The sequence below is a fragment of the Thermoanaerobaculum aquaticum genome (genome assembly GCF_000687145.1).
Lineage (GTDB): Bacteria > Acidobacteriota > Thermoanaerobaculia > Thermoanaerobaculales > Thermoanaerobaculaceae > Thermoanaerobaculum > Thermoanaerobaculum aquaticum.
In genome coordinates, this window is the sequence record NZ_JMFG01000016.1 from 87,695 (window position 1) to 114,626 (window position 26,932).

Genomic DNA, 26,932 nt, shown 5'->3' on the forward strand with positions numbered 1-26,932 from the left:
AACCATGACCGGAGCGCGGGGCACGGGGTTGGTGGGCAAATCAAACGCAAGGGAACCGAAAAACCGTCGGCTGCCGCAAGGGGAGGCCAGCCGCAAGCTGGTGCACGCCAGCATGGGGCTGTTTGCTCTGCTCTTGCCGTTTTTGACCTACCCGCAGGCGGCTGCCTGTGCGGTGGCCGCGTTTTTGTTCAACTGGCAGGTTTTGCCCCGGCTTTTGGGGCACCGTTTCCGCACGGCGCGGGAGGGCAGCGGCGATGTGGGGGTGCTGCTTTATCCGCTGGTGGTCCTGGTGTTGATTTTGATCTTTCGCCACCGCATGGAGCTGGCGGCCTTCGGCTGGGGGGTGCTGGCCTTTGGCGACTCCCTGGCCGGTGTGGTGGGGCAAAAGTGGGGGAAGAGGCCCCTGCCGTGGAACCCTCAAAAAAGCTGGGAGGGTTTTGCCGGCTTTCTGGTGGGAAGCTTGGCAGGTGGGTCGCTTTTGGCCTTATGGTTTTTGGCCGCGAGGACACCCGAAGCACGGGAGCTTCCTTCTCTGCTTGCGGGCTTTGCCTTTTGGTGCGCTTGGGGCCTGATCCCTTGCGTTTTGGCGGCGGTTTTGGAGAGCTTACCCCACGGTTTGGACGACAACGTGCTGCCCCCTTTGGCGGTACCGGTTTTGGGGTCTTTGGGCAGCGAGGGAACGCTGGCAGCGGTGGTTACTGACGCGGGGCTGCCGGTGGTGGTGAACACCGCGTGTGCGGTTTTGGCTCTGGCCACCAAAACGCTGCGGCCCGGTGGGGTAGCGGTGGCTTGGATTCTGGGGGTGAGCACCTGGATGGCGGCGGGCTGGCAGGGCTTTGTGCTGCTCTTGGCCTTCCTGCTGGCAGGGCTGGGGGCCACGTTTTTGGGATTTGCGGCCAAGGCGCAGCGGGGCGTGGCGGAGCGTCGCCGGGGGCAGCGGGGTGCGGCTGAGGTGCTGGCCAAAGGGGGAGTGCTTCTGGTTTTGGTGTTGCAAGGTTTTGGGGCGCGACTCACCGAAGGGGCCGTGGTGAGCTGGGCGGTGGCCGCGACGCTCGCTGCGGCCTGGGCCGATACTTGGGGGAGCGAGCTGGGCGGGCTTTGGGGCCGGAGGGTTTTCCGTCTTCCCGATGGCGTTGCCGTACCCGCGGGGACGCCCGGTGGGGTTTCGGCGGTGGGGTTGCTGGCTTCCCTGGTGGGCGCTTTGTTCGCTGCCGGGCTTGGGGCGGCCTTGGGGCTGGTACCTGTCCGCCCGTGGGTGGGCTTGGTGGCTTTCGCCGGTTTTTTGGCCACTCTCGTGGAAAGTCTTTTGGCCCGCTCACCTTCCGCCACCCACGCGGGGCGAAACCTGGCGGTGACGTTACTTCCGCTGGTTTTTCTGGTGGCCATTGGTGGTGGGAGCCTCCAGTGAGGTGGCGGGACCTTCGCGACCTGGCCCGACCTTTCACGCTGTTCCCACCGGCCCTGGGGATTGTGTCGGGGGGCCTGTGCGCCTTCGGTTCGGCGCATAACCCCGATCCGGCACGGGTTTTCTCGTGGTCCGTGGCTTTCACCATGCTTTTGGGGGCAGCCTGTGCTTCGCTTTTGAACGCCGCCTCCAACGTGCTCAACCAAATTGCCGATTTGGAGGCCGACCGCATTAACAAGCCCCAGCGCCCCCTTCCCTCCGGGAGGGTGAGCGAAGCGCAAGCGTGGCGCTTGGCCTGGCTCCTGTACGCGGTAAGCGTGTTGCCGTCATGGCTTTTGGTGCCCTACCCCTACACCTCGCTGGAAGCAAAGCTTTTGGCGCCGTTCAAGGAACACGGCGTTTTCCTGCTTTACCTGGGGGCGGCGGTGGCCACGTGGGTGTACTCGCTGCCGGCGCTGGGGCGTACCAAGCGCTTCGGGATTTGGGCCAACGTCACCATTGCCGTGCCTCGGGGGGTATGGCTGAAGGTGGCGGGGTGGGGCACGGTGGCCGCGGTGACCGAACCGGAGGCATGGTGGATCGGGCTGATTTTTGGCGCGTTCCTGCTGGGAGCCAGCAGCACCAAGGACTTTTCCGATATGGCTGGAGATCGCGCCAGCGGGGTCTTCACGCTTCCCGTGAAGTACGGCGAGCGCAGGGCGGCGTGGATGATTGCCCCTTCTTTTGTGGTTCCTTGGCTGCTCATCCCCTGGGGCGTGCGCTGGCAGGTCAACGGCACCCCGCTTCTTTCCGGCAACCCGTTGCTGTTGGACGGCCTGGCGGTGATCCTGACCGCCTGGGGGCTTTACACCTGCGGTCTTTTGCTCCGGGACCCCGAAGCTCTATCCCGCACGGAAAACCACCCCTCCTGGACCCACATGTACCTCATGATGATGACCGCGCAGGTGGGTTTTGCTTTGGCGTACCTGCTTTAGCTTCCCGGCTCTACGGTAAAGCCGTGCTCGTGCATCCACTGGTCGTTGTAAATGGTGCTGGCGTAACGGAAACCGGAGTCGGGGAAGAGCGTGACGATACGGGTACCTGGCGGAAGCTCCCGGGCCAGCTTGAGGACCACGGCTAAAACCGCCCCGCTGGAGCCCCCGGCTACGATCCCTTCCTCCCGCGCCAAACGTCGGGCGGTGAGGAACGCTTCCCCATCCGAAACCTGAACGACGTCGTCCAGCGGCTCGAAATCGGCGGTGCCGATGATGAACTCGTCGCCCAGCCCCTCCATCAGGTACCGCTTGGGCTGGGGACGGCGGCCGGTGCGGAAGTACTCAGCAAAAACCGAGCCCTCAGGTTCCACAGCAATGACCTTGATGTGCGGGTTTCGCTCCTTGAGGTAGCGACCCACGCCCGCCACGGTGCCACCGGTGCCCATGCCGGCTACAAAGTAATCAATGCGCCCTTCCATTTGCTCCCAGATTTCCGGACCGGTGGTGAGGTAGTGGGTTTCGTTGTTCTCGCGGTTGTTGTGCTGATCGGGGAAAAAGCAGCCGGAAAGCCCCCGGGCCAGACGAGGCGCTTTGTTGTTGTAGCTGTCTGGGTGTTCGGGAGGTAGGCTGGCATCCACAAACTCGATGTCCACCCCTAAGGCGCGCAAAAGCGCAATTTTCTCGGGAGAGGTGGAGTCCCGCACCACCACCTTTAGCTTGTAACCTTTTTGAATGGCCACCAGCGCCAAACCCAGGGCGGTGTTGCCCGAGGAGGCCTCAAGGATGAGCCCATCGGGCTGCAACCTGCCGTCAGCTTCGGCCTTTTCGATCATATGGCGGGCAATGCGGTCCTTCACGCTGCCCATGGGGTTGAGGAACTCGAGTTTAGCCCAGACTTCTGCGGGAAGGCCGGCGGTAATTCGGTTGAGGCGCACGATCGGTGTCCAACCGATGGCGTCGAGAATGCTGTCGTAACGGTGTAACCCCCGCACCAGCGTGACCTCCGTGCAAAGGCTACACGCGCGCCAACGCCTGGTCTAGATCGGCAAGCAACTCTTCCCGAAGGCTGGCAGCAAAAGCCCCGGGTTTTCGAGCCTTCTATACGCCCAGGGCGGCTTCGGGAGTTTCCAGGTCTTCAACCTCAGGGGGAGCGGGTGGCGCCAGCCTCCCGGGACCCAGGGCAATTTCGATGGTTCCGGCGTGCAGCCGCACGTGCCGGACCTCCACCTCCAGGCCCAGGGGGAGGCGACCCCGGAGGTCCACCAGCACAACCCCGCTTTCCCTGTCCAGCTCTACGGGAAGCGGCAAGCGGCGGGAAAGGAGGTCAAGGACAACGCGGGGAACCCCCAGACCCAGGGGGCCCTTGATGGCCCGCAGGTGGAAGCCCAAAAGCCCGCCCTTCACGCGGATTTCTTCAACCTCCACGGCAATGCCCAGGGCCACCCCTGCGACCCGGACTTTGGATTTCAGCCGCAAGCGCTCACCTTCACCCTCGAGGGCGAGGTCTTCCACCTGCGGAGCCTGGCCCCGCAAAAGGCGGAGCGCAAAAAGCAGCAGCACGTCCCGGTCCAACCGCAAGGTGAAGGCATTCCAGCTAGCCAGGGGGCGAACGGCAAGGTCTCGACCCATGCTGGGAGTATACCCAAGCTGCAAAGGAACAGGCAGGGAGAAAGCCGGTTGATATTGAGGGAAAGGCGAAACGGGCGCCAGGGACCGGGAAAAAGCTGTTCCTATAAGAATCGAACCTTCGGGTCTTGACTTTTTGAGGGCGGGTTTTAAACTGAACAAGTCGTTCGGATGTTCAGTCCGAACGGAGGCGCGATGACCAAGGCGCAAATCCTCGACGAGGCTTTGGTGCTGCTGCTCCAGCGGGGGCTCAAGCGGTTCTCGGTTTCCGAGCTGGCCGAGCGCTTGGGAGTGGTGAAGAGCGCCCTGTACTTTCATTTCCCGGGTGGGAAGAGCGCCATCATCGAGGGGGTGTTTGGCCGCGAGGAGGAGCGGGTGCTTGCGGCCATGGAGCAGGCGGTGGCTGGCGCAGGAACGTGCAAGGAAAAGCTGCACGCTTTAATCACCGCCAAACTCGACTCGGTGGTGACGCTGGCGCGGCTTTACGGGGTTTCCGCATCGGTCACCGGTGAGCTGGCCGCTCATTTCCGGACCAGCCGGCGAAACTTCTTGGAGCGGGAGCGAAAGCTTTTGCGGCGGGTCTTGGCGGAGGGGATGGCGGCGGGGGAAATCCGGCAGCTGGACGTGGAGCTTTTGGCCTCCGGACTGCAGGCATGGCTTTTTGAGGTAGCGGAAAAGGCCGCTTTGGAGCAAAACGCATCGGCCAAAGATTTGGCCGGGCTTTTTGTGGACGTGCTGTTTTCCGGCATTGGGCAGGGAGGTGGGCCATGAAGAGCCGTGTTTTTTGGTTTGGGATGTTGCTGGCGGTGCGCACTGCCGCTGGCCAAGAGCTGACCCTGGGGCGGGCGCTGGAGCTCGCCACCCAGGGCCCCGCCGTGCAGGCCGCCGAGCGGGCGGCACAGGAAAGCCAGGCCAAGATAGGGGAGGTGGCCGCGCCGCGGTTGCCGCAGGTGGAGCTGGAAGCGCAGGCGCGGGGCCTGCGCAAGGATCCCGGTTTTCTGGTGCCCCGAGGTGCCTTTGGCAACCCCATCCCCCTGGCTTTGGTCACCGGTGAGCGGGAAATCCAAACCGGCCGTCTGACGGTTTCCCAGCTCCTTTGGGACTGGCGGCGTACGGGTTTGGCGGTGGCTGCCGCCGAAGCTCAGGCGCAGGCTTACGAAAGCCAACGGGAGGCGGTTCGTCTGCAGGTGGCTAAAGCTACCGTGGAGGCGTTTGCCCGCGCCTGGGAAGCGCAAGGGGATTGGGCAGCTTGTCAGCAGGCCAAAGCAGCTGCCGTCGAGACCCTGCGGGTGGTGCAGGCCATGGTGGCGCAGGGCCTCCTGCCAAAATCGGACCAGCTGGCGGCGGAGTTTGTGGTGGCCAGGAGGGAGGCGGAGCTGGCCGCGGCCGAGGCAGCCCTGACGGGGGCTTTAGCTGTGCTCCGGGAGCTCACGGGGGTGGAGGTAAAAAGCGTGGTGCTGGAGGCGGAAAAGCTCGAAAAAACCAGCGCCAAAGTTCAAGGCACCGTCCGCCGGCCGGAGCTGCAAGCGCTGCGTTTCCAAAAGGACGCTTTAGCAAACGCGGCGCAGGCTTCCCGTCGGGAAAGCTGGCCGCTGCTGGTGGCGGTGGGTGGGGTGGAGCACGTGCGCGACCGTTTTTACCTTCACCAAACCAACAGCTTTGCGGCGGTGGTGCTGAAGGCCCAGCTTTTCGATGGGGGGCAAGCGGCGTCGCGCAGCAAGGCGCTGAGGCTGCAGGCGGAAACCATCGGCTTCCAGTTGGAGGCCACCTCCCGGGCGGTAGAGCGGGAAATCAGCGTGGCTGAAGCCAAGGAGATGGCGGCCAAAAAGGCGCTTTCGGCAGCGGTGCAAGCTGCAGCTTTTGCCGAGGAGGAGGTAAGGCTGGAAAGCTTGCGCCATGCCCAGGGTCTGGCCACCACCCGCGATTTGCTTTCGGCCCAGGAGCACCTGGCGCAGGCCCGGGCAGCCATTGCTAAGGCGCAAGCGGCCTGGCTTTCGGCGTTGGGGGAAAAAGCCGCAGCGTACGGCGAGGACTTTTTGCGTGTTTTTGGAGGCGAGGTATGAACGGGAACAACACGAGCGGTTTGGCAAAACGAGCGGTGGTGGTGTTGGGCGTAGTGCTGTTGCTTGTGGGAAGCGTTCTTTCCGGGCGCTGGCTTTACTTTCGCTTCACCCACGTGAGCACCGAGGCCGCTTACGTGAAGGCCGACATGGCGGAGGTGGCACCGGAGGTCCCCGGGCGCGTAGCTGAAGTGCTGGTGGTAGAAGGCCAGCGCGTCCAGCAAGGCGAGCTTTTGGTGCGGCTGGAGCGGGACAACCTCACCGCCGGAAAGGCCCAGGCCGAAGCAGCGGTGAAGCAGCTGGAGGACACGGTGAAACGACAGGAGGCGCTGCTGGCCCGGACCAGGAAAACCGTGGCTGCCGCCCAAGCCGCGGCGCAAGCCGCAGTTGAAGCCGCCAGGGCCCAGGTGAAGAAGGCGGAAGCGCAAGTGGAGTATCTGGAAAAGCAGGAGGCGCGCCTGGAGGCGCTGCTGCGGGAGGAAGCTGTTCCCAAGTCCCGCTACGACGAGGTGCACGCCGGAGCGGAAGCGGCCCGGGCGGACCTGCGGGCGGCAACGGAGGCGTTGCATTTGGCGGAGGCCAAGCTCAAGGAAGCGTTGGCGGGGGAGATGGCGGTGGCTGAAGCCGAAGCGGGACTGGCGGAGGCCCGATCCGGTTTGGAGCAAGCCAAGGCGGCCCTGGCCCAGGCCCGGTGGGCCGAGGATAGGGCGGAAGTCCGCGCGCCCATTTCGGGAGTGGTAGCCCGCATCTTCCTGCGGCCCGGGGACTTTGCTGCTCCCGGCCGGCCGGTGCTGGCCATGTACGACCCGGCCACGCGCTACGTGGAAGCGCGGTTTGAGGAAACCAAAGTTCGGCACTTGCAGGTGGGGCAGGAGGCGCAAATTACCGTTGATGCCCTGCCGGGAACCAAGCTTTCCGGCACCATCCGCCGCATCACCCCGGCGGCCGCCCAGGAGTTCGCGTTGATCCCCAGGGATGTGACCGCGGGGGAGTTTACCAAGGTGACCCAGCGGGTTCCGGTGGAGCTGACCATCAAGGACCTGGACAACCATCCGGAGGTTGTTCCCGGGCTTTCGGTGGTGGTTTCGGTGCGCAAGCCGAGGTGAGGCGCGACCATGGGGCAGTCTCCCGGCGTTAGCAAATGGGTGGTGGCGGCGCTGGTTTCCGCCGGCATTTTCATTGCGCTTCTGGACACCACCATCGTGGATATCGTGCTCCCCAAGATGATGGCCACCCTGGAGGCCGACCTTTACGGCATTCAGTGGGTGATCATCGCCTACTTTATGGGAGCGGCAGTTTCCATGACCATCGTAGGTTGGATGGCCGAAGCGTTCGGCCATCGCAACACCTACCTTTTGGGCATCGTGCTGTTCGTGGGGACTTCCGCTCTCTGTGGGGTGGCGCCCTCGTTGGAGCTCATGCTGGTTTCCCGCTTTGTGCAGGGCGTGGCGGAAGGCATGATGCTGCCGGTGGGGGCCCTTATCCTCATGGACGCTTTTCCACCGGAAGAACGCGGCCTGGCGCTGGGCGTTTACGGCCTGGGGGCTTCTTTCGCGCCGGCGGTGGGTCCATCCCTGGGCGGTTTCATCACCGAGCACCTCACCTGGCGGTGGGTCTTTTGGGTGAACGTGCCCATCGGCTTAGCTGATGCTCTCTTGGTCTTTTTGCTACTTGCCAACGTTCGGGGAAGGCAGGTTCGCCGCCTGGACATCGTGGGTTTGTGCTTGTTGGCCACCTCCCTCATGAGCTTCATCGTTTTTATCTCCAAAGGGCAGGAGAAGGGCTGGTTGGACTCCGATTTCATCCTGCGGGCGTTTCTGGTGTTTGTGGTGACGCTGGTGGCTTTTGTGGTCTGGGAGGTCAAAGCCGCTTCCCCACTGTTGCCGCGCAGGCTCTTCACCAACCCCAACGTGATCCTGTCGCTGGTGGCCATGGCGTTTGTGTCCATGGCTGCTTATGGCGTTTTCCTCATGCTGCCGGTGTATCTGCAAAAGCTCAAGGGGTTCACGACCCTGCAGGCGGGTCTGATCATGCTTCCCGGCTCGCTGGCTGCGGCAGTGACCACGCTTCTGTCGGGCGTGCTTTCGGACAGGCTGCCGCCCAAGTGGGTGGGGAGCTTTTTCTTGCTCTGTATGTTCATCACCACCTGGCAGTTTCGCACTGGTTTTTACGAGCCGCGCTCGGCGGCGGTGTGGGACAACTTCTTTTGGGGCCTGGCAATGGGGGGCGTTTTTACACCGCTTTTCGTGATCATGCTGGCCTCCCTTCCCCAGGCGGAGTTTTCCGACGCGTCCATGGTGATGAACGTGGTGCGGCTGGTTTTTGGTTCGGTAGGGACCGCTTACGCCACCAACGTCTTCACCAACCGCTCAGCAAGCTTTTACGATGCCCTGGCTTCCCGGGTGGAGGTGAGCTCGCCGGCGGCCACCGAGCTTTTGCTTCGTCTGGGTGGAAGTACGGGAGGGCAGGGCTTTTTTGTGCCCGAAGCGGAAACCCGCGTCAAGGCCTCAATTCAAACGCTGTTGCAGGCGCTGGCCAGCGGGGAGGCGTTCCAGGCCACCTGGCGGCACCTGGCCCTCTGGAGCCTCCTGGCCCTGGGGGCCACGCTTTTCCTGCGCAGCGTTCGCGGGCAGGGCCAGGCTCCGCTTCATTAGTTGCTGCCAAGCGCTTGCGCCACTTTGGTGGCGGCGTCCTCCGCTTCGCTCCACAACGTCTTGGCGAGCACTAGTCGCTCTTCCAATCCCGCACCAGGCCCTGCAAGCCCTTGCCGGGCCGTGGCGCCGTCCTTCCTTCGCCTTTGTCTGACCTCCAGGCCAAACAGCCCAGCTGAGCCATGGCCTCTTGCAAAAGAACCGTCACGAATTTATATTCCTAGTGAGCTAGTGAATGTATTCACTAGCTCAAAGGCGGCCGCTGCTGGGGGAAGTCACGGAGGGAAGGAGGCAAAGGCAATGAAGGAGGCGCGATGCAAACGCTACGCATGAAGGACGGGCTTTTTGGGGAGTTCCTGGAGGTGCTTCGAGGCTTCGGAAGGCTCGTGGCGCCGGTAGAAAAGGCACCGGGGGTCTTCACACTGGAGATCGTGGAGGACATCACGAAGGTAAGGCCCGAAGCCCTGCGCACGATTCTTCCAATCAAGAAGTTTCTTCTCAAGCCCAAGTTTTGCATGCTGCACGGGAAACTGGGCAACGGCGCCGAGGCTTGCCAGGATAACGCTTACGGCCCGCTGGTCTACGTGGGCGCCCATGCCTGTGATATTCACGCCCTACGCATACTGGATCAGCTTTTCCTCGGGGGCTACCCGGACCCCTACTACGAGATGAACCGAAAGCAGCTGACGGTGGTGGGTTACGGCTGCATGCCTGACGAAAAGTGCTTTTGCCAGTCGCTGGGTTGCTCCACGGTGGACACCGGGTTTGACCTGTTTTTCACTCCGCTCCCGGGCCGCTTCCTGGTGACGGTGGGGTCAGCCCGCGGCGACGACATCGTGAGGGCCAAGCCCAGCCTCTTCGAGCCGGCGGGCAAGAGGGATATTCAGGATTACCTGGAGCGCCTGCGGCAGCGAGAGGCGGCCTTCCAGCTGCATTTAGATGTGAGCGATTTGCCGTACGTTCTAGAGCTCAAAAAGGACGACCCCGTTTGGGATGAGCTAGCCAAGAAGTGCCTGTGCTGTGGCTCCTGTTCCATGGTGTGTCCTACCTGCACGTGTTTTAACGTGCGGGACGAACTCACCGCCGACGGCGCCCAGCGGGTGAGAACCTGGGACGCCTGCCTTTACCGGGACTACGCGCTGGTGGCCGGCGGTCACAACTTCCGCGCCGAACGGGCAGACCGCGTGCGCAACCGGTACTACCACAAGCAAGAGGCCTTCGTCCGACAGTACGGGATGCCCTCCTGCGTGGGGTGCGGGCGGTGCATTGAGAACTGCCCCACGGGCATACACGTGGTGGAGGTTTTCGAAGCGGTGCGGGGTGAACTGGGACGGCAGCAGCGGGCTTTGGCGAAGGGGAAAGGGGTGCAAGCATGAGCGAGCGTTTCTATCCGGGAATTCATCAGCAGCGCTTGCGCGGGTTGGCTACGGGCACGAACGTGTACCAGCCGCAGCCGGCGCGCATTATGAAGGTGACCGAGCTTACCGCAGACGTGCGTTTGTTCGATTTGCGGTTTGTGGACCCCGCGTTGGCCCAGAGCTTTGAGTTTCGTCCCGGGCAATTTGTGGAGCTTTCCATTTTGGGGGTTGGGGAGGGACCGTTTTCCCTTCCCTCGCCGCCTACGCGCAAGGGTTTCTTCCAGTTGGGGATTCGCCGGGCCGGGGTGCTCACCAGCTACCTCTTCGATCACGTGCGGGAGGGGGACGTGGTGGGCATCCGTGGGCCCTTGGGCAACGGCTTTCCTGTGGAGCTGTTTGGCGGTCAAGACGTTTTGCTGCTGGCCGGAGGGTTGGGGATGGTCCCGCTGCGGGGGCTTTTGCTGTACCTCATGGACCAGCGCGAGCTGTTTGGCCGCGTCATCCTGCTGGCAGGGTTTCGCAACCCCGACCAGGTGCTCTTTGCCGATGAGATCTTTTCCTTAGCTCGCCGCGGCGATGCGGAAATTCATCTTTCCGTGGACGATACCCTGGGAAAGCCGTGGACAGGGCGAGTAGGGGTGGTCACCGAGCTTCTGGACCAGGTGCGCATTGATCCCAGCCGGACCTACGCCGTGGCTTGTGGTCCCCCGGTGTTTTACAAGTTCATGCTGGAAAAAGTGGTGGCCATGGGTCTCGGACGTGATCGCATCTTCCTCTCCCTGGAACGGCGTATGGAGTGCGGGGTGGGCAAGTGTGGGCATTGCGGTGTGGGGTATACGTTTACCTGCCTGCACGGTCCGGTGTTTTCCTACTGGGACGCCCTTAACTTGCCCGAACTCATTTACAGCTAGGAGGCGGCCATGGAAAACGGAAAGAAGCCGAAAGTAGGCATCTTTGGGTTGACAGGGTGTGCCGGTGACCAGCTGCAGATCCTCAACTGCGAGGATGAGCTGTTGTGGCTTGCGGAAAACCTGGAGATCGTGGACTGGGTGATGGCCAAGGCGGACAACGACCATTTGTGCCGCCTGGATTTGGCGTTTGTGGAAGGCGTGGTGGCAACGCAACGCGACCTGGAGGACCTCAAGGCCATTCGGGCCCGGGCCAAGCGCCTGGTGGGCATCGGCACCTGCGCGGTATGGGGCGGCTTACCCGCCATGCAAAACGCCCTCTCCCGGGAAGTTTTGCAGCGCGAGGTGTACGGGGCGGACCCTTCCTTTTTGGATTCGGTGGAGGCACTGCCGCCTTCCGCCTTTGTTCCCTTTGATTTGCTGATTCCCGGTTGTCCTATTGAGAAGCACGAGTTTATCCAGGCGGTGCGGTCGCTGCTGGTGGGGGCGTTGCCGGAGCTTCCCAAGGTCCCCGTGTGCTGGGAGTGCAAGACCAAGGAAAACCTCTGCCGGGTCATCTACTTTCGGGAGGTTTGCTGTGGCGCCATGACCCGAGGGGGGTGCGGGGCCCGCTGCCCGTCGCACGGCGTGGCCTGTGCGGGGTGTCGGGGGCCGGTGGAGGAGCCCAACTACGATTCCAACATCACCATGTTTGCCGATCGCGGGATTTCGTGGATGGATATTGCCCAGCGGCTGAAGAACTTCTCCACGCCTTTGTGGATCAAGCAGGGACTGGAAAAGGAGGTGCAGCGTGAGCGCCGGTAGGACCGTAGTGATCCCTCACCTGGGTCGGGTGGAGGGCCACGGGGGCATCTTTGTGCGCGTGGAAGGGAACCGCGTTTCCCAGGTGCAGATGGACATTTTCGAAGGCAGCCGCTATTACGAAGCGCTGCTTAAGGGCAAGCACTTTGCCGAGGTGCAGGGGATCATCACCCGCATTTGCGCCATTTGCTCGGCCTCTCACACGGTGACGGCCCTCCAGGCCCTGGAAAACGCCCTGGGCGTCACGGTGTCCGAGCGGGTCCACGACTTGCGGGGCCTGTTGCTGTTGGGGGCCACCATCGAATCTCACGCTTTGCACGTTTTTGCCCTGGCCCTCCCCGATTTTTTGGGTTTTGAATCGGTGCTGGCCATGGCCCAGGAATTTCGGGAGGAGGTGGTTTTCGCCCTCAGGCTCAAACAGCTCGGTAACCAAATTCAGGAGCTTATTGGCGGACGGGCCGTCCATCCCATCAACACGCTGGTGGGTGGGTTTGGCAAGCTGCCACGCCATCGCGATTTAGAGCTTTTGCGGGGTCAACTGGAAGCCTCGTTGCCGGTGCTGGATAGGTTTGTGGACCTGGCGGCATCCCTCAAGCTCCCTGAGCTACCGCAGGCGCCCACGGTTTACGTGGCGTTGCGGCCCTACCAGGAGGCCTTCCGTTTCCGGGGGGTGTCCATTTGCACCTCGCGGGGGGAGGAGTTCCCGCTGGAGAGCTACCGGGAGGTGATTCGGGAGTTTACCGTGGAGCACTCCCACGCCAAACATGCGGCGCTGGGCGCGGGCCACACCTACATGGTGGGGTCTCTGGCACGGATCAAGCTGTGGGGGCATTACCTGAAAGGCCGCGCTGAAAAGGCCCTGGCCAGGTTGATTCCCGACCCTGAGAGCAACAACCCGCTGCTCAACAACTGGGCGCAGCTGGTGGAGCTCGTCCACTCCGTGGAAAGGAGCATTGAGATTTGCGAGGAGCTCTTGGGCCAACCTGAAGAGCCCCAGGACCTGGCTTCCTACACCGTGAGGGCCGGTCGCGGTGTGGGGGCCATTGAGGTTCCCCGCGGCACGCTTTTCCACGAGTACGAGCTGGACGACCAGGGGCGGGTGGTGGCGGCCAACGTCATTACCCCTACGGCCCAGAACCTGGCTAACCTGGAGCGAGACCTGCGGGAGGCGGTGGAGCACACGCTTTCCTCTAACCCGCAAGCCAGCGATCGCGAGCTGAAGCTCCAGCTGGAGATGGTCGCCAGGGCCTACGATCCCTGTATTTCCTGCTCGGTGCACGTGGTGCGGGCGTGAGGTTTTATGGCCCCCAGCGTGCTGGTGGTGGGGTTTGGCAACCCGCTCATGGGTGATGACGGTGTAGGGCTTTTGGTAATCGAGCTTTTGAAGGAGCTGGGGGTGGCCCCCCACGTGCGGCTGGCCGAAGGGGGTACCGACGCCACGGTTTTGGCCGGTCTGTGGCAGGGTGAAGAGCGGGTGGTGCTGGTGGATGCCCTGGTTCGGGGATCCCCGCCAGGGACCATTCACAGGTTGAGCGCCGAAGAGGTCTTGCAGCTGCCCCAGCCGCATCGCGGTGTGCACGCCCTTTCCCTGCCGGAGTGTTTGCGCTGGGTACTTTTGGCCAAGCCCGAGCTGGCAAAGGCCACCGTTGAGCTTTTTGGTGTGGAGCCCCGGCAGCTGGAGCCGGGGCAAGGCCTAACGCCCGAGGTGAAAGCGGCGGCTCAACAGTTGGCCCGCCAGCTTTTGCAGGAATTGGCACCTGCTCCCTAAACCCTGTCGCAATTGCGGTGGTAAGCTCCACTTGAGCTTGCGACAGGTAACGGCAACGAGCGGGAAGTTCAAAAAGGCAAGCGCCTTTTGGGCAATTTTTCCGTAGCGTGGCCAACAGCGTGCCTTTCTCGCTCCCGGGCTTTTTGCTAGCCTTAAAACGCTATGAGCGAAGGCATGTACTCCAAACGGGAAGAAATTGCCCACAGCGTGATTCACGGTGTGGGTGTGGTGCTTTCCATTGCCGCTTTGGCGGTGCTGGTGGGCTTTGCGGCGAGGTACGGCAGTGCCAGACACATCGTTTCTGCGGCTATCTTTGGTGCGTCGTTGGTTCTGGCCTATACGGCCTCCACCATTTACCACGCCATTCCACCGTTTTTTCCACGCTTGAAGCGGGCCATGCGCATGGTGGATCACGCCATGATTTTCCTGCTCATTGCCGGCACGTACACCCCCTTTTGCCTGGTCACGCTTCAGGGCCCCTGGGGCGTGGCTTTGCTGGTGGTGGTGTGGGTGTTGGCGGCGTTGGGCATCGTTTACGAAACCGTGCTTTTGGGGCGGTTTAAGGTGCTTTCCGTGGTGATTTACCTGTCGCTAGGGTGGCTGGTGGTGGTGGCCGCCAAACCGCTGATGGCAGCCTTGCCCTTTGGTGGGCTGGTCTTGCTGGTGGCAGGGGGCCTGGCGTACACGCTGGGGGTAGCCTTTTACGCGGCCAAGCCGCTGCCGTTCCACCATGCCGTCTGGCATTTGTTCGTGCTGGCCGGCAGCGTTTTGCACTTCTTTGCGGTTTTGCTTTACGTGATGCGGCCGCAAGGCACGGGCCCAGCACCCACAGCGGCAGCTTTTCTGGTTGGGCCTGACTTGCTGGGAGATTGCATCTTGGCAGCTATCGGTGCAGCATGAACGGGGGAGGCGCAAGTGCCGCCGTTTCCGGTTTCGCCGCAGGCTTGGCAGCTTCTGTTGGTGCTGGGACTGGCGTTTCTTCTGGGCCTGGAGCGGGAGGGGCGCAAGGCCACCGCGGGGCACTACATCTTTGGGGGGGTTAGAACCTTCCCGTTAATTGGTTTTCTAGGCTACGGGATTGCGCTTTTGGCCGGTTCCCAGGTGCTCCCCGTGCTGTTGGGCTTTCTGGGTGTGGCGGCGTTTCTGGCCATTTCCTACTGGCACAAAATCACCCACGTGGGGGAAGCGGGGGTCACCACCGAGGTCACCGGGCTTTTGACCTACGTGCTGGGCAGCCTGGTGGCTTTTGGTTGGTACTGGCTGGCCACGGCGTTGGTGGTGCTGAGCCTGCTGCTTTTGGAGCTCAAGGCCGGGTTGGAGAACCTGGCAGAACGCATCCCCTCCTCGGAGATCCTGACGCTTACCAAGTTCTTGCTGCTCACCGCGGTGATCTTGCCGCTGGTGCCCAACCGTTCCTTCACCGAGTTTGGCATCAACCCCTTCCGCCTCTGGTTGGTGGTGGTGGCGGTGAGTGGCCTTTCGTACCTTTCCTACTTGATTCAGTGGCGGTTGGGGGAAAGGGCCAGCATTGCCTCTTCTGCCATTTTGGGCGGGATTTACTCCTCCACGCTGGCCACCGTCATCCTGGCTCGCCGTTCCCGGGAGCTGGCCGGCGGGTCCAGCTATGCGGCGGCGGTGGTGCTGGCCAGCTCGGTGATGTACCTGCGGGTGCTGGTGTTGCTGCAGCTTTTTCAACCTGCCCTGGCTTCGGCCTTGGCCGTGCCGCTTTTGGGCTTGGCTCTCGTAGGCTCGGCCCTGGCCTTGGTTTGGCTTTCCCGGGCTTCCGGACGGCAGGTGCAGCCGGAAAACCCTCGGGCTACCGTCAACCCCCTGGAGCTTTCCACGGCTTTCCTGTTTGCCGGTGTGTTTCTCGTGCTCACGGTAGGCACCTGGTGGGTCACAAGGCTTTGGGGTGATGTGGGGGTTTACGCGTTTTCGCTTTTGGCCGGTGCGGTGGATGTGGATCCTTACGTGATGAGCCTGGCCCAGCAAGCGGGTTTGGGCGTTGCTCTGCCCACGGCTGCCCGCGCGGTGCTGCTGGCCCTTTCGGGAAACCAGCTGGCCAAGGGGATTTACGCGCTGGTTTTGGGCCACCGGCCCATGGGGCGGGCGGCCTTAGGCGGGTTAGTTTTTCTTTCGCTTTTGGGTCTTTTGCCGCTCCTGTGGCTTTAGCCTGCGGGGCTCACCGCTTGCCGGCCCAACTGAAAAGCCTTGCGGTTGAGCTCCAAAAACTTCGCCGGGATGCGGCGCTCCAAACAGGCCCACCACACCTCCTCGGGAAGCGGCAAGAGCTTAGAAACCGCCCCCAAAAGCACGACGTTGGCGGCCTTCACGTTACCCGCTTGTTTGGCCAGGGCTTCCCCGGGGATGCGCAGCAACCTGGCGTTTAAAGCCGCCATGGCTTGCTCCAGCGCCCCATCCTCAGGGTAGGGCACACCCCCTACCGTGACGGTAATGGGCAAAAGCTCCATGTCGTTAACCAGGGCCGTGCCGCCGGCGCGCAGGTACTCGGCAAAGCGCAGGGCCTCCAGCTTTTCGAAGGCAATGAGCAGGTCGGCCTCTTGCAGGCCCACCAGCGGGGAAAAGACCTGCTGGGCGTTCCAGCGCACGTGGGAAATCACGCTCCCACCGCGCTGGGACATACCGTGAACTTCTGCCTTCTTCACGTCGAAGCCGGCCTCCATCCCCACCTCCGCCAGAATGTGCGAGGCGAGGATGGTGCCTTGCCCACCCACCCCAACCAACACGAAGTTAAAAGCTTTTTGGCCGCTCATCACCGTGTCTCCAGAGCCACCTGCTCACGGGTGAGGATGGCTTCATGAGGACAGAGCTGGGCGCACACCTCGCAGCCGGTGCAGAGGTCGGGATCAATAAGCGCCAGCGGCTTGTGGGTCTTGGGATCCAGCTCGTCGCTCTTGAGAAGGGCCGGACAGCCAATGCGGAAGCACACCCCGCAGCCGGTGCATTTCTCCTCCACCACTTCCAGGGGAACCCACGTCTTGCGTTCCTCGGGAAGCAAGGCGCAGGCGTGGCGGGCCACCAGCACCGCCGGTTCGTTGGTGGCCATGAGCGCTTTGAACGCCTCTTCCAAGGCTTCGGTGTCGTAGGCTTCCACGGTGGCCACCTTTTGAATGCCGAAAGCCCGGGCAATGGCTTCAAAGTCCAACGCTGGCGCCGGCTCTCCTTGCAAGGTCAAGCCCGTTCCCGGGTTAGGCTGGTGGCCGGTCATGCCGGTGGTGCGGTTGTCGAGGATGATGGTGAGCACGTTGGAGCGGTTGTAGGCCACGTTGGCCAACGCCGGAAGGCCGGTGTGGAAAAAGGTGGAATCGCCCAGCACCGCCACCATCCTTTCGGAAATCCCGGCTTTGGCTGCCCCGTGGGCTACGCCAATGGAGGCCCCCATGCATCCGCAGAAGTGCAGGGCCGAGAGGGGAGGGAGGTAGCCCAGGGTGTAGCAGCCAATATCCCCCGAAACCGGAACTTTCTTTTTCGCCAAAAGCGCAAACACGCTACGGTGCGGGCACCCAGGGCAAAGCACCGGTGGCCTGGCCGGGAGCTGGGGTTTTTCTAGCTGCGGGGGAGGAAGCGGCTGGCGGTCCACCGGCAAGCCGGCTTCGGCACCCCTTTCCCGCACCACGGTGGGGTCCAGCTCACCACAAAGCGGGAAGATGCTTTTCCCGTCGCAGGGGATCCCCAGGAGCTTGACCTGCTCCTCGATGACCGGGTCCAGCTCCTCAAGGACCACCAGCCGCTTTACCCGCGAGGCAAAGGCCTTGATGCCTTGCGCCGGTACCGGGTAGGTGAGGCCCAGCTTCAAAATGGAAGCGCTAGGGAAAACCTCCCGGGCGTACTGGTAGGCAACACCGGAGGTGATGATCCCCACGCTTTCATCACGCCACTCCATCACCGTGGGGCTTTCCTCGCTGTCAGCCCACGCCGCGATTTGCTTAGTGCGTTCTTCCACCACGGGGTGGCGGTGGCGGGCGTTAGCCGGCACCATCACGTACTTTTCCGGGCGACGGGGAAACTTGTCGCGCCTGGGCGGCAGCTCGACGCGCTCCCCCAGGCTCACGATGCTGGAGGAATGGTTGATGCGGGTGGTGGTTCGCACCATGACCGGCGTGTCAAAGCGCTCGGAGAGCTCAAAGGCCAAGCGCATGAAGTCCTTGCACTCCTGGGAAGAGCTGGGCTCCAAACAGGGGATGCGGGCGAAGGCCGCGAGGCGCCGGTTGTCCTGCTCGTTTTGAGAGGAGTGCATGGCCGGGTCATCGGCGGAAACCAGCACCAGCCCTGCTTCCAGGCCGGTGTACGAAGCGTACATGAGGGCGTCCATGGCCACGTTAACCCCCACGTGCTTCATGGCCGCCAGGGCCCGCCGGCCGGCCAGTGCTGCCCCCACCGCCACATCCAGCGCTACCTTTTCGTTGGTGGACCACTCGGCGTAGACCCCAGGAAGGCGGGCCAGCTCTTCCAAAAGCTCGGTGGAGGGGGTTCCGGGGTATGCGGCAGCCACCTGCACCCCGGCTTCCCAAGCTCCCCGCGCCAGTGCCTCGTTGCCAGAAAGAATGCGCCGCATTGCGCTTCTCCTCCCGCGGGATGGTACCAGGCCTTTTAAGCCCGGGTTAGCTTTCCGCCGGTGACAGGAAGGCGGAAAAAGAAAAGGCCCCGACGGGGAGGGCTTTTTGGCTTTCAGGAGGTCTTGGGGGGAGGACCAACGCCTGGAAGCCCGGAAGGACCCCGTCGGGGGGGCTTGCGTTCGCGTTTGTGTCAAAGTTCCAGCAATAATACGTGACTCTCTTCACAAGCACAGTATAAGACCCAGGGGGATTTCTGACAAGCCTTTCTCCCTCGCTTGTGACCGCGTCCTGGCCCCGATACAATGGGGGAACGAGGTGGGGCATGGTGCGAATCCTGGAAGGCCAACTGAACGCTTCGGGTCTGCGGTTTGGGGTGGTGGTGAGCAGGTTTAACAGCGCCGTGGCGGAAAGGCTCGTGGAAGGGGCCTTGGACTGCCTGACGCGTCACGGTGCCAGGGAGGAGGACATCACGATCCTCAAGGTGCCCGGGGCCTGGGAGCTGCCCGTGGCTGCGGCTCGCCTGGCGAGCGGCGGGCAGTTCCACGCGATCATTGCTTTGGGGGCCTTGATCCGTGGGGAAACGCCGCACTTCGACGTTATTGCCGCGGAGTGCGCCAAGGGCCTGGCGCAGGTGAGCCTGGAGCGCAAGCTGCCGGTGGCTTTTGGCGTGCTCACCTGTGACACCATGGACCAGGCTCTGGACCGGTCCGGCGGTAAGGCCGGCAACAAGGGCTGGGATGCGGCCCTGGCTGCCATCGAAATGGCGCAGCTTTGGCGGGTTACGGAGTAAGCCATGGGGGTTCGCCGGCGGGGGCGTGAGCTTGCCCTGCAAATGCTGTACCAGCACGAGCTTTCCGGGGCCAGCCTGGAGGAAATGACGGCGAGGTTTGAGGATTTGGAGCAGGCGCCGCCGGCGGTGCGGGAGTTTGCCGTGAGCCTGGTGCGGGGGGTGATAGCCCACCGTCCGGACATTGACCGTTTTGTGGCGGAACAGGCCGAGCACTGGCGCCTGGAGCGCATGGCCGCGGTGGACCGCAACATCCTGCGGCTGGCCATTTACGAGCTGCTGTTCCACCCCGATACCCCCCCGGCGGTGGTCATTGACGAAGCCGTGGAGCTGGCCAAGCGGTACGGCAGCGAGCAGTCCGGACCCTTTGTGAACGGGGTCCTGGATGGCTTCGTGCACCGCCAGATCATGCCCTCGAGGGGCACATGATCTTTTTTGCGGTCCTTTTTGCTTTCATTACCGGATCTGCATTTGCAGACCAACTTCAGCTGGAGATGCCGGTGGGGCTTGCCGCCAGGGTCATTGCCGGACCTACCTGGGACGGTGCGGTAACCCTGGAGCCCAAGGATGCGCTGTCGGTGAGGGTCACGGTGGAGGCTCGCCTCCGCGGTGGCTCTTGGCAAACCGCCAGCCCCTCGCAGGGAGACAAGCCGTTCCCGGAGGCCACCAGCGTGGAGCGTTTGCTGCCCTTGCCCAGGGAACTTGCCGGTTTTGAAAAGGCCTCGCCCTGGGAAAAACTGGTGGGCACGGTGCTTTGGGTTTCCCGCCACGTGCGGCTCGTGGAAGACGACCGGGGCTTGCAGGACGCGGCCTCGGTCCTCGCCCGGCGGGTGGGGCGTTGCTCGGGTCGCGCGAACCTCGCGGTGGCGCTGCTTCGGCAAATGGGCGTGCCGGCACGGGTGGTCCACGGGCTTTTGCTGCGCCCCGACGGGGCGGTATGGCACCGCTGGGGGGAAGCGTGTCTTCCCAACGCAGGCTGGCGGCCCTTCGATCCCGGCGTAGCCGTGGGGGCGGTGGGGGTTCGATACCTGCCCATCGTGGGGGCCGACGAGAGTGTGCCGCTGGCGGGCCTGAAGGTGGTGTCGGTAGCCGAATGGGAGTTTGCCCACCTCCCGCGGGTCCAGGGCTTGCGTGTGGCGTTGCCCCGTTGGGTGCCGCCATTCTTGGCGGCCTGGGGAAAGGAGGGGCTATGAGGGCCATCGTCGGCAGGCTTTCGGATTTGAGCCTTCCGGAGCTCCTGCGCTTGCTGGCCGCCGCTTCCGCTTCCGGGGAGCTTGCCCTGCGCAACGGCCAGGGGGAATGCCAGCTACGGGTGGCCTCGGGGATGGTGGAAGGGGTTTTTGCGCCGCCGGTGCTGGCGGCTTTTCACCGCCGGGAGGGAAGCTTCAGCTTTCGGCCAGGACCGGTCCCAAGCGAATTGGAATGGCAGCCCATGGAGGAGTTCCTGGTGCGTCTGGCCCGTTTGCCCTGGGAGGCCTCCCAACAAGCAAGGGACGAGCTATCGGAGCTGCGGGAAACCCTCAGCGAGGTGGCACCGGTGCCGGCCACCCGCAGGGTGCTGGTGGTGGCCGGGGATCCCCGCCCGTACCGGGGCCTGGAGGTGGAGTGGGGCAAGCGCGGGTGGGAGCTGGTGGTCACCGGCAACCCCACATGGCCTACGGAGGAAAGCTTCGATGCCGTGGTGGTGCACCTTCCGGGCTCCGCCACCCTGGCCGGTCAGGGGGACCTCTGGCTTGCGATCCTGCGCCACGCTCAGGAGCAGGAGCCGCCGGTGCCGGTGGTGTGGGTCGGGGGGTTGGCGGACGCCCGGCTGCGCCATGAGGCGGTGCAGGCGGGTGCGGCGTTTCTCCTGCCGGCGCCGGCTGGCGAGGTGGGGGAGGCGGCCCGCTGGTTCCGGGAGGACCTCACCACGGTGCTGGAGCGGGTTTTGCAAAAGCCAGCTACCGCCGCTGGGGAGGGTTGGGCTTTTCGCGAGTTTTTCCTGGCGCTCCATGCGGAAACCACACCCGAAGAAACCCGGGCTTCCCTCCTGCGGCTAGCGGCCCACAGTTTTTCCCGGGGTTTGCTGGTGGGGGTGGCGGAGGCACACCTGGAGGTGCTGGGGGGCTTTGGTTTTTCGCCGATCCCCAAGCGCCTGCCCCGGGGGGTTGAGGTGCTGGAAAAGGTCATTGCCGAGGGCATCCGCCTGGAAGGGCAAAGCGTTTCCGAAGGGCTGGGGGGCCTGGTGGTGGGTGGAGATGGGTTATGGGCGTTTCCCCTGCGCCGGCGGGAAGGCACCGTGGGCTTGCTTTTGGCTTCTGGAAAACGGCCCGGCGCTGACCTCCGGGAGCTGGCCAACGTGCTTCCGGGAGCCACAGCGCTTTTGGGGCTGTAGTCACGCCCCATTGCAAAGAGGCGGTCAGATATCGTGCGCCGATTGACGGGGCAGCTGAACCCAGGTTTGTGGGTCCTGCTCGGGGTGAAGGGCATACCACGCAAAGGCAAAGGCGTAGAGAAGCGGCGGCTGCTTTTCGGGGTGGGGAAGCGAAACCTCCCACACCGGAGGGTGCCCGACGGGCACGAGCTCCACCGGCGTTTCCAAAGGCCCGGGAAGGGAGAGAACGGCCCGTCCAACGTCGGCGGTTTCTGCTGAAACCACATAGGGCCGGGTCCCGGGGTTGAACACCAGCAAGGGGGCTTTCCGGCGATAACCGGCGGGGAGCTGGGGTCTTACCGGAAAGCGCAGGAGATCCGAGCCCAGGTAGCTGCTGTAGGGGTCTCTCTTGTACTGGGCCAGGCGGGAAAGGTCCGGTTGAACAAGGGTGGTTTCGGGGTGCGTTTGTTGCCACCGCTCCCAGGTGGTGAGCGTGAAGGGCAGAAATTCCAGTTTTTGCGAGACGGCGGGGCCGGCAACCGCCGTTCCGGCTAAGGGGAACCACAGACTTTGGCTTTCCCGATCGTAAAAAAGCCCGCAGGAGTTCCACAGCAAGCCGCTGTGGCCAAAGGTAAGGGTGCGGGCCGAAAGCCTTCGGGAAAGCACCGCGGTCAACCCGCACAGGGGTTGGTGGACCACGAGGATGGGCTCCTCTCCCAGCCGGTCGCTGACAAGCTCGTGGAAGACCAAAACCCGCAAGGGGTAAGCGCGGGCTTGCCCGTGGATGACCACACCCGCCACCGGGTCGGAGGGCAAAAGGAAACGGCGCCCCAGGGTGGGTAAAGCTTCCGGCGAAAGGGGTGCGGGGTCCACCAGCGCAGGGATGCCGTCGCGGGGAAGGCCGGAAGCCACCAGGCTGCCGCGGTCCAGGGAAAAGTTCCCCAAGGCAAAGCCGTAGCTTTCCGGGTGGCGCCCGTCGCCCTGCCGGTAGGGGTGGGTGCCGGCCAGGTGAAGCATCCACCAGGCTACCGCCAGCGCTGACGCCACCAGGGCAAAGCCCAGCACCCAAAAAGCGGGGGAAAAACCCGGCCTGCGCTTACCGTTCACGAACCCAGATGAGCGCGGCCGCAGGGGGAGCGGGAGCCTCCGCAACTTGGCTGGATTTTACCTCGCCGCGGCGGTCCACCGCCGAAAGAACAACCACCAGGGGAAGGTAAAGCAAGGTGGTGCGGAAAAGCGCCCGCGCCGTCCGGTCCGAAGGGGCAGCCGCCAGGCGCCAGGCAAAGAACACCAGGGTCCCACCGAGCAGGATGGCTCCCGCGGTGAAGTAAGCTCCGGCAAGCCGGAGAAGGGCGAGGGAGAGGGCCGAGCCGGCGGTGGCCAGGGCGTAGAGGAAAGAAAAGCGGCCGGTAAGGCGCCCCTCGGGGTCCACCTCCGGCAGCATGCGAAAACCACCCCTCCGGTAGTCCTCGCGGTAAAGCCAGGCCAGGCTCAGAAAGTGAGGGATTTGCCAGAAAAACAGCAGGAAGGCCAAAATCCAGGCCCCCGGCGCGAGGCTTCCTGTAGCTCCGGCCCACCCCATGAGCGGGGGAATGGCACCGCACACCGCACCGACCAGCGTGCAAAAGGGGCTTTTGGCCTTCAGGGGGGTATAAACCAGCACGTAAAGGGCAATCACCAGAAGCCCCAGGAGGGCGGCCAGCGGGTGGCTTTTCCAGGCCAGGAGAACAACCCCGAAGCTGCTGCAAAGAATGCCAAAAACCAACCCGTACCAGCGGGGGAGGGCTCCGGTGACCAGCGGCCGGGTGGCGGTGCGGTGCATCCTGGCATCGCGGCCCACCTCCCACACCTCGTTGAGCGCCATGGCTCCGGCGGAGGCCAGGAACGTGCCCAAGAGGGTCCAGAGCAGGCGTGCGGAATCCTCAAAACCCGCAGCCAGCACGTACCCGCCTCCGGCGGTGACCACCACCAAGGAGGACAGGCGGGCCTTGGTGAGCTCCATGTGGAGCTGCAGAAAACGGACCAGCCGGCGGAAAAGGGGTCCCGCAAGCATCGCGACTGAGACAGAGTAACATAACCCCGAGGATTTGCCCAACGGTGCACAACCGAAGCCCCAGCGGCCTTCCTCCGCGGAGGGGCAGTGGGTAAGGTATCATCAGCCGGGAGGACCGGTGGAAGCGAAAGGAACAACACTGCCTTTAGCGTTTTTGGCGGCTGTCAGCATGTGGGCCGTGGGCTACCTGGGCCGCTTCCCGGGGGTTGGCGCGTCTCCCCGGGTGTTGGGCATCGCCTTCATGCTCCTGTACCTGGCCTTCGGCTATTTGGCGGGCCGGGTGAACGGGCGGGGCTTTTGGCCGGGGGCAAAGGTGGGTTTTCTCACCTCGGCTGTCAACCTTTTGATCCTCGGGAGCCTGTTGGCCGAAGGAGGGGTTTCCCCCTGGGTTTTTGTGCCGGGGGCGCTGCTTTCCGGGGGCGTACTTGCCGGTTTGGGCTCGTTTTTGGCCAGGGGAAAGCAGCTGTCGGTGGATGGGGCCGAGCTCTTCGCCAGGACCGCGGTGGCTGCTACGTTCCTCCTGGTGGTGGCCGGCGGGCTGGTGACCTCCCAGGGGGCCGGGCTGGCTGTCCCCGATTGGCCCAACACCTACGGCAGCAACATGTTCTTCTTCCCGCTTTCGCGCATGACCGGGGGGGTGTACTACGAGCACGCCCATCGCTTGTTTGGGAGCCTGGTGGGGCTGACGGTTCTGGCGCTCGCCGCCTACCTTTCCTGGTTGCGAAAGCCCCGGGGTACGGTGCGCTGGGCTTGGGTCCTGGTCCTTTTGGTGGTGGTGCAGGGGGTGCTGGGGGGCTTGCGGGTGACGGGCAAGCTCACGCTTTCCCAGGATCCGGCGGCCCTGGAGCCTTCCCTGGGTTTGGCGGTGGTCCATGGCGTGCTAGGCCAGCTGGTGCTGGCTGGCCTTGTGGCTTTAGCGGTGGGCCTGGCAGCCAACCGCCGGGGCAGTGATGAGGGTTCCCTGCTCTGGCCGCGCTGGCTCTGGGGGCTTTTGCTCCTGCAGCTGGTCCTGGGCGCCCTGCAACGCCACTTTGCTCAGGGGCTTTTGGTGCACATTTCGCTGGCCACGGTGGTGTTGCTGATGGCTGCGCTGGGAGCTGCTCGCCTTTTGGGGAGTAGCCCTTTGCGGACGTGGGCGCGAGCGTTGCTGGTGGTTGTGGGGCTGCAGGTGGTTTTGGGGTTTGCCGCCCTTTGGGTGCGCGGGTATCCCCCGGGGGCCCGGGCGCAAACGCCCCTGGAGGTGTTGCTGACCACCGCCCATCAGGCCGGGGGAGCGCTGCTGCTGTCGCTGGCGACCGCCCTGGCGGTGCGCACCTGGCCGCGGGTGCTGGGCCTCTTCGGTGTTCGTCGCTGAGGTTTTTGCCTCGCTGCAGGGGGAGGGCATCCTGGCCGGCACCCCTTCGTTTTTCATTCGCACCTCCGGGTGCAACCTGCGCTGCCGCTGGTGCGACACCCCCTACACCTCGTGGCAACCGGAGGGGCGGAGGGTTTCGGTGGGGGAGCTGGTGGCCGCAGCCCGCGATGCTGGGCTCCGGCACGTGGTCATCACCGGTGGCGAGCCGCTGCTGCAGCGGGAACTGCCAGCCCTGTGCGCGGCCCTCAAGGCCCAAGGGCACCACATCACCGTGGAAACCGCGGGTACATTGGCCCCGGAGTTTGCCTGCGATTTGCTTTCGGTGTCACCCAAAACCGCCAACTCCGACCCGGAGGGCGTCTGGCGGGCGCGACACCGCAGGTTGCGGGAAAACCTTGCACCTTTGCGCTTGCTGTTGCAGCGGCATCCCAACTTCCAGCTGAAGTTTGTGGTCCAGGGCGAGCAAGATATGCCCGAAATTGTGGCGCTGGTGGAACGCCTGGGGGTGAGTGGGGATCGGGTTTTGCTCATGCCCGAGGGCAAAACCGCCCAGGAGGTGGCCCAGGTGGCACCGGAGGTGGCCCGTTTGTGCCTGCGCTTCGGGTTTCGCTTTTCCCCGCGTTTGCACCTGGAGCTTTTTGGGGCGGGAAGGGGGGTATAAGCCGCGGTGAGCGAAAGCGAAGCCTCCGTGACGCGGCTTTTGGCGGCGGCTGTGGCCAGCGGCCTGGCGCCGGGCTTTGTGGCGCTTTGGGGGCGCCCGTATGAGCCGCAATGCGTGGCCTTCGGGCAAAGGGGACTTGGCGCTGGCCTGGTGACGCCGGATACTTGGTACGACCTGGCTTCCCTCACCAAGCCGCTGGTCACCACCACCCTTTTTCTCCTCGCCCGTCGTCAGGGTATGGGCTTGGCGGACCCTCTGAAACGCTTCCTCCCGGAGTTGAAGGGGAGCCCCTGGGCTTCCGTCACGGTGTTTCAATGCCTCACCCACACCGGAGGCTTTCCGGCTTGGGCGCCTCTTTACGCCTACGGTGAGCCCTCCCGGGAGGGCTACCTTTGGGCTATGGCTGGAATCGCCCCCGCTTATGCGCCGGGAAGCGCGGTGGTTTACTCGTGTTTGGGGTTTATTGCCTTGGGCATGGCGTTAGAAAGGGTAGGAAGGCTTCCCCTTTCTGAGCTTTTCCGGCGGGAGGTGCTTAAGCCTCTGGGGTTGGGGCAGGAGCTGGACTTTGCACCGCCCCTTTCGCGGCCGGTGGCCCTGGGGGAAAAGCGCTTTTTCGTGGAGGAGCGGCTGTGCCGGGAGCAGGGCTTCCAGGCGCAACCCCCCCCGCCTCTTGCCCATAGCTGGTCCTGCGACGACGGCAACGCGCGGGGGCTGGGTGGGGCGGCGGGCAACGCCGGGCTTTTTGGCACCGCCTGGGGGGCTCTGCGGTTGGCCCAGGAGTACCTCCCGGGTTTTGGCCGCTTGCTTTCGGCGGAGGAGGCGAAATTGGCCACCCGCGATCACACGCCGGGAATGGCACAGGCCCGCGGTTTGGGCTGGCAGCTGGCCACCACCCCGGGGTGCTCGGCAGGTCCGGCCCTGTCGCCGGCCTCCTTTGGCCACACCGGCTTTACCGGCACCTCCCTGTGGGTGGACCCGGAGCGGGAAGCAGTTTTTGTGCTGCTGGGGAACCGCTTGCACCCCGGGGGGCGCACCCCCGACCTTCACCCCTTGCGCCGGAGGTTTCACGCTCTTGCCGGAAGGGGCTTGCGGCGCCCCCATCCTGGCCCTAGCATCTCACGGTTATGAGGGTCACCTTCGCGTTTTCCGCTCTTTTGGGTGTGGCGTGCGCCGCCGTGGCTTCTCCTCCGGGGCGGGTGATCGTGCTGGGTTTTGACGGTGCCGATGCTGCCCTTACCGAAAAGCTCCTGGCCGAGGGCAAGCTCCCCCATTTGGCCGCCTTGGCCAGCAAGGGAGGCTACGCGCGCCTCACCCCCACCGTTCCCGCCCAAACGCCGGTTTCCTGGGCCACCTTCACCACGGGAAGGGACCCCGGCGGCACGCAAATCTTTGACTTTCTGCGGCGTGACCCGCAAACCTACATGCCCACCTTTGCGGTGGCGGAAGAAAGGAAGGCCAAGTTCTTGCTGGGCACCGCCAACCGGCCGGCGGTGACCGCTGCTTTTGTGCTGGCAGGCTTGCTTTTAGCCTATTGGCTGGCCCGCCGGCTGAGACGGCGGCGCCCTTGGCTGCACGCTTTGCCGGTGGCGGTGGTGG

Annotated in this window: 27 protein-coding genes; 21 read left to right on the forward strand and 6 right to left on the reverse strand. The window is 64.0% G+C overall.

What is annotated here, in order from left to right:
- Window positions 1-4 precede the first annotated feature (4 nt).
- Window positions 5-1,408 carry a DUF92 domain-containing protein gene (locus EG19_RS12585; RefSeq protein ID WP_053335017.1) on the forward strand — a complete coding sequence of 468 codons (1,404 nt, stop codon included), beginning with the start codon at window positions 5-7 and terminating at the stop codon, window positions 1,406-1,408.
- Window positions 1,405-2,379 carry a UbiA family prenyltransferase gene (locus EG19_RS06695; protein ID WP_038048855.1) on the forward strand — a complete coding sequence of 325 codons (975 nt, stop codon included), beginning with the start codon at window positions 1,405-1,407 and terminating at the stop codon, window positions 2,377-2,379. The genes EG19_RS12585 and EG19_RS06695 overlap by 4 nt, the downstream gene beginning before the upstream one ends.
- Here EG19_RS06695 and EG19_RS06700 read toward each other — a convergent pair.
- Complete coding sequence (locus tag EG19_RS06700) at window positions 2,376-3,371, reverse strand: PLP-dependent cysteine synthase family protein (protein ID WP_038048857.1); 996 nt, start codon at window positions 3,369-3,371, stop codon at window positions 2,376-2,378. The genes EG19_RS06695 and EG19_RS06700 overlap by 4 nt on opposite strands.
- 106 nt (window positions 3,372-3,477) lie before the next feature.
- Window positions 3,478-4,008 (reverse strand): hypothetical protein, encoded by a 531-nt coding sequence (locus tag EG19_RS06705; RefSeq protein WP_038048859.1) that lies wholly within the window; start codon window positions 4,006-4,008, stop codon window positions 3,478-3,480.
- Window positions 4,009-4,200: 192 nt separating this feature from the next.
- Between EG19_RS06705 and EG19_RS06710 the strand changes: the two genes are divergently transcribed.
- The 11 genes from EG19_RS06710 (at window position 4,201) to EG19_RS06760 (ending at window position 15,723) form a co-directional block, all read left to right on the forward strand.
- On the forward strand, window positions 4,201-4,776 hold the full coding sequence (locus EG19_RS06710; RefSeq protein WP_038048862.1) for a TetR/AcrR family transcriptional regulator: 576 nt from the start codon (window positions 4,201-4,203) through the stop codon (window positions 4,774-4,776).
- Window positions 4,773-6,068 carry a TolC family protein gene (locus EG19_RS06715; RefSeq protein ID WP_038048864.1) on the forward strand — a complete coding sequence of 432 codons (1,296 nt, stop codon included), beginning with the start codon at window positions 4,773-4,775 and terminating at the stop codon, window positions 6,066-6,068. Before EG19_RS06710 ends, EG19_RS06715 begins: the two co-directional genes overlap by 4 nt.
- Window positions 6,065-7,171: an HlyD family secretion protein gene (locus EG19_RS14265; protein WP_038048867.1), complete on the forward strand. Its 1,107-nt coding sequence runs from the start codon at window positions 6,065-6,067 to the stop codon at window positions 7,169-7,171. Before EG19_RS06715 ends, EG19_RS14265 begins: the two co-directional genes overlap by 4 nt.
- A 9-nt stretch (window positions 7,172-7,180) precedes the next feature.
- Window positions 7,181-8,719 carry a DHA2 family efflux MFS transporter permease subunit gene (locus EG19_RS06725; RefSeq protein ID WP_053335018.1) on the forward strand — a complete coding sequence of 513 codons (1,539 nt, stop codon included), beginning with the start codon at window positions 7,181-7,183 and terminating at the stop codon, window positions 8,717-8,719.
- A 311-nt stretch (window positions 8,720-9,030) separates the two neighbouring features.
- Window positions 9,031-10,092, forward strand: a complete 1,062-nt coding sequence (locus EG19_RS06730) for a 4Fe-4S dicluster domain-containing protein (RefSeq protein ID WP_081799997.1) — start codon at window positions 9,031-9,033, stop codon at window positions 10,090-10,092.
- Complete coding sequence (locus tag EG19_RS06735; protein ID WP_053335020.1) at window positions 10,089-10,985, forward strand: FAD/NAD(P)-binding protein; 897 nt, start codon at window positions 10,089-10,091, stop codon at window positions 10,983-10,985. Before EG19_RS06730 ends, EG19_RS06735 begins: the two co-directional genes overlap by 4 nt.
- 9 nt (window positions 10,986-10,994) lie before the next feature.
- The gene (locus EG19_RS06740; protein ID WP_038048870.1) at window positions 10,995-11,786 is read left to right on the forward strand and encodes an NADH-quinone oxidoreductase subunit B family protein; all 792 of its coding nucleotides are present in this window, start codon (window positions 10,995-10,997) and stop codon (window positions 11,784-11,786) included.
- Complete coding sequence (locus EG19_RS06745; RefSeq protein WP_038048872.1) at window positions 11,773-13,077, forward strand: Ni/Fe hydrogenase subunit alpha; 1,305 nt, start codon at window positions 11,773-11,775, stop codon at window positions 13,075-13,077. Before EG19_RS06740 ends, EG19_RS06745 begins: the two co-directional genes overlap by 14 nt.
- A 6-nt stretch (window positions 13,078-13,083) precedes the next feature.
- On the forward strand, window positions 13,084-13,551 hold the full coding sequence (locus EG19_RS06750) for a hydrogenase maturation protease (RefSeq protein ID WP_038048874.1): 468 nt from the start codon (window positions 13,084-13,086) through the stop codon (window positions 13,549-13,551).
- A gap of 162 nt (window positions 13,552-13,713) precedes the next feature.
- Window positions 13,714-14,451, forward strand: a complete 738-nt coding sequence (gene trhA / locus EG19_RS06755; protein ID WP_081799998.1) for a PAQR family membrane homeostasis protein TrhA — start codon at window positions 13,714-13,716, stop codon at window positions 14,449-14,451.
- 15 nt (window positions 14,452-14,466) lie between these two features.
- Complete coding sequence (locus EG19_RS06760; protein ID WP_038048876.1) at window positions 14,467-15,723, forward strand: MgtC/SapB family protein; 1,257 nt, start codon at window positions 14,467-14,469, stop codon at window positions 15,721-15,723.
- On the opposite strand, the gene EG19_RS06765 is transcribed toward EG19_RS06760, so the two are convergent.
- On the reverse strand, window positions 15,720-16,325 hold the full coding sequence (locus tag EG19_RS06765; RefSeq protein ID WP_038048879.1) for an indolepyruvate oxidoreductase subunit beta: 606 nt from the start codon (window positions 16,323-16,325) through the stop codon (window positions 15,720-15,722). The two genes, EG19_RS06760 and EG19_RS06765, sit on opposite strands and share 4 nt — an antisense overlap.
- Complete coding sequence (gene iorA, locus EG19_RS06770; RefSeq protein ID WP_038048882.1) at window positions 16,325-18,127, reverse strand: indolepyruvate ferredoxin oxidoreductase subunit alpha; 1,803 nt, start codon at window positions 18,125-18,127, stop codon at window positions 16,325-16,327. The genes EG19_RS06765 and iorA overlap by 1 nt, the downstream gene beginning before the upstream one ends.
- A gap of 323 nt (window positions 18,128-18,450) precedes the next feature.
- Here iorA and ribH point away from each other — a divergent pair, with 323 nt between their 5' ends.
- The 4 genes from ribH to EG19_RS14270 are packed head-to-tail and all read left to right on the forward strand — an operon-like array spanning window position 18,451 to window position 21,289.
- Window positions 18,451-18,918: a 6,7-dimethyl-8-ribityllumazine synthase gene (ribH, locus tag EG19_RS06775; RefSeq protein WP_081799999.1), complete on the forward strand. Its 468-nt coding sequence runs from the start codon at window positions 18,451-18,453 to the stop codon at window positions 18,916-18,918.
- A 3-nt stretch (window positions 18,919-18,921) separates the two neighbouring features.
- On the forward strand, window positions 18,922-19,344 hold the full coding sequence (nusB, locus tag EG19_RS06780; protein WP_038048884.1) for a transcription antitermination factor NusB: 423 nt from the start codon (window positions 18,922-18,924) through the stop codon (window positions 19,342-19,344).
- Window positions 19,341-20,108 (forward strand): transglutaminase-like domain-containing protein, encoded by a 768-nt coding sequence (locus EG19_RS12590; protein ID WP_053335022.1) that lies wholly within the window; start codon window positions 19,341-19,343, stop codon window positions 20,106-20,108. The genes nusB and EG19_RS12590 overlap by 4 nt, the downstream gene beginning before the upstream one ends.
- Entirely contained in the window at window positions 20,105-21,289 is a 1,185-nt protein-coding gene (locus EG19_RS14270; RefSeq protein WP_038048887.1) for a DUF4388 domain-containing protein, read from the forward strand. The genes EG19_RS12590 and EG19_RS14270 overlap by 4 nt, the downstream gene beginning before the upstream one ends.
- Before the next feature lie 24 nt (window positions 21,290-21,313).
- Here EG19_RS14270 and EG19_RS12595 read toward each other — a convergent pair whose 3' ends face one another.
- A complete protein-coding gene (locus tag EG19_RS12595) occupies window positions 21,314-22,375 on the reverse strand; it encodes a DUF3179 domain-containing (seleno)protein (protein WP_053335023.1) in 1,062 nt (353 codons plus the stop codon).
- Window positions 22,365-23,321: a heme o synthase gene (cyoE, locus tag EG19_RS06800; protein ID WP_053335024.1), complete on the reverse strand. Its 957-nt coding sequence runs from the start codon at window positions 23,319-23,321 to the stop codon at window positions 22,365-22,367. The genes EG19_RS12595 and cyoE overlap by 11 nt, the downstream gene beginning before the upstream one ends.
- 118 nt (window positions 23,322-23,439) lie before the next feature.
- On the opposite strand from cyoE, the gene EG19_RS06805 reads away from it, so the two are divergent.
- The 4 genes from EG19_RS06805 to EG19_RS06820 form a co-directional block, all read left to right on the forward strand.
- A complete protein-coding gene (locus tag EG19_RS06805; protein ID WP_038048890.1) occupies window positions 23,440-24,675 on the forward strand; it encodes a COX15/CtaA family protein in 1,236 nt (411 codons plus the stop codon).
- Window positions 24,662-25,336: a 7-carboxy-7-deazaguanine synthase QueE gene (locus EG19_RS06810; RefSeq protein ID WP_038048893.1), complete on the forward strand. Its 675-nt coding sequence runs from the start codon at window positions 24,662-24,664 to the stop codon at window positions 25,334-25,336. Before EG19_RS06805 ends, EG19_RS06810 begins: the two co-directional genes overlap by 14 nt.
- Window positions 25,337-25,342: 6 nt before the next feature.
- Window positions 25,343-26,464 carry a serine hydrolase domain-containing protein gene (locus tag EG19_RS06815; RefSeq protein ID WP_053335025.1) on the forward strand — a complete coding sequence of 374 codons (1,122 nt, stop codon included), beginning with the start codon at window positions 25,343-25,345 and terminating at the stop codon, window positions 26,462-26,464.
- The coding region (locus tag EG19_RS06820) for an alkaline phosphatase family protein (protein WP_038048895.1) at window positions 26,461-26,932 on the forward strand (472 nt) is incomplete at its 3' end. The genes EG19_RS06815 and EG19_RS06820, both read left to right, overlap by 4 nt.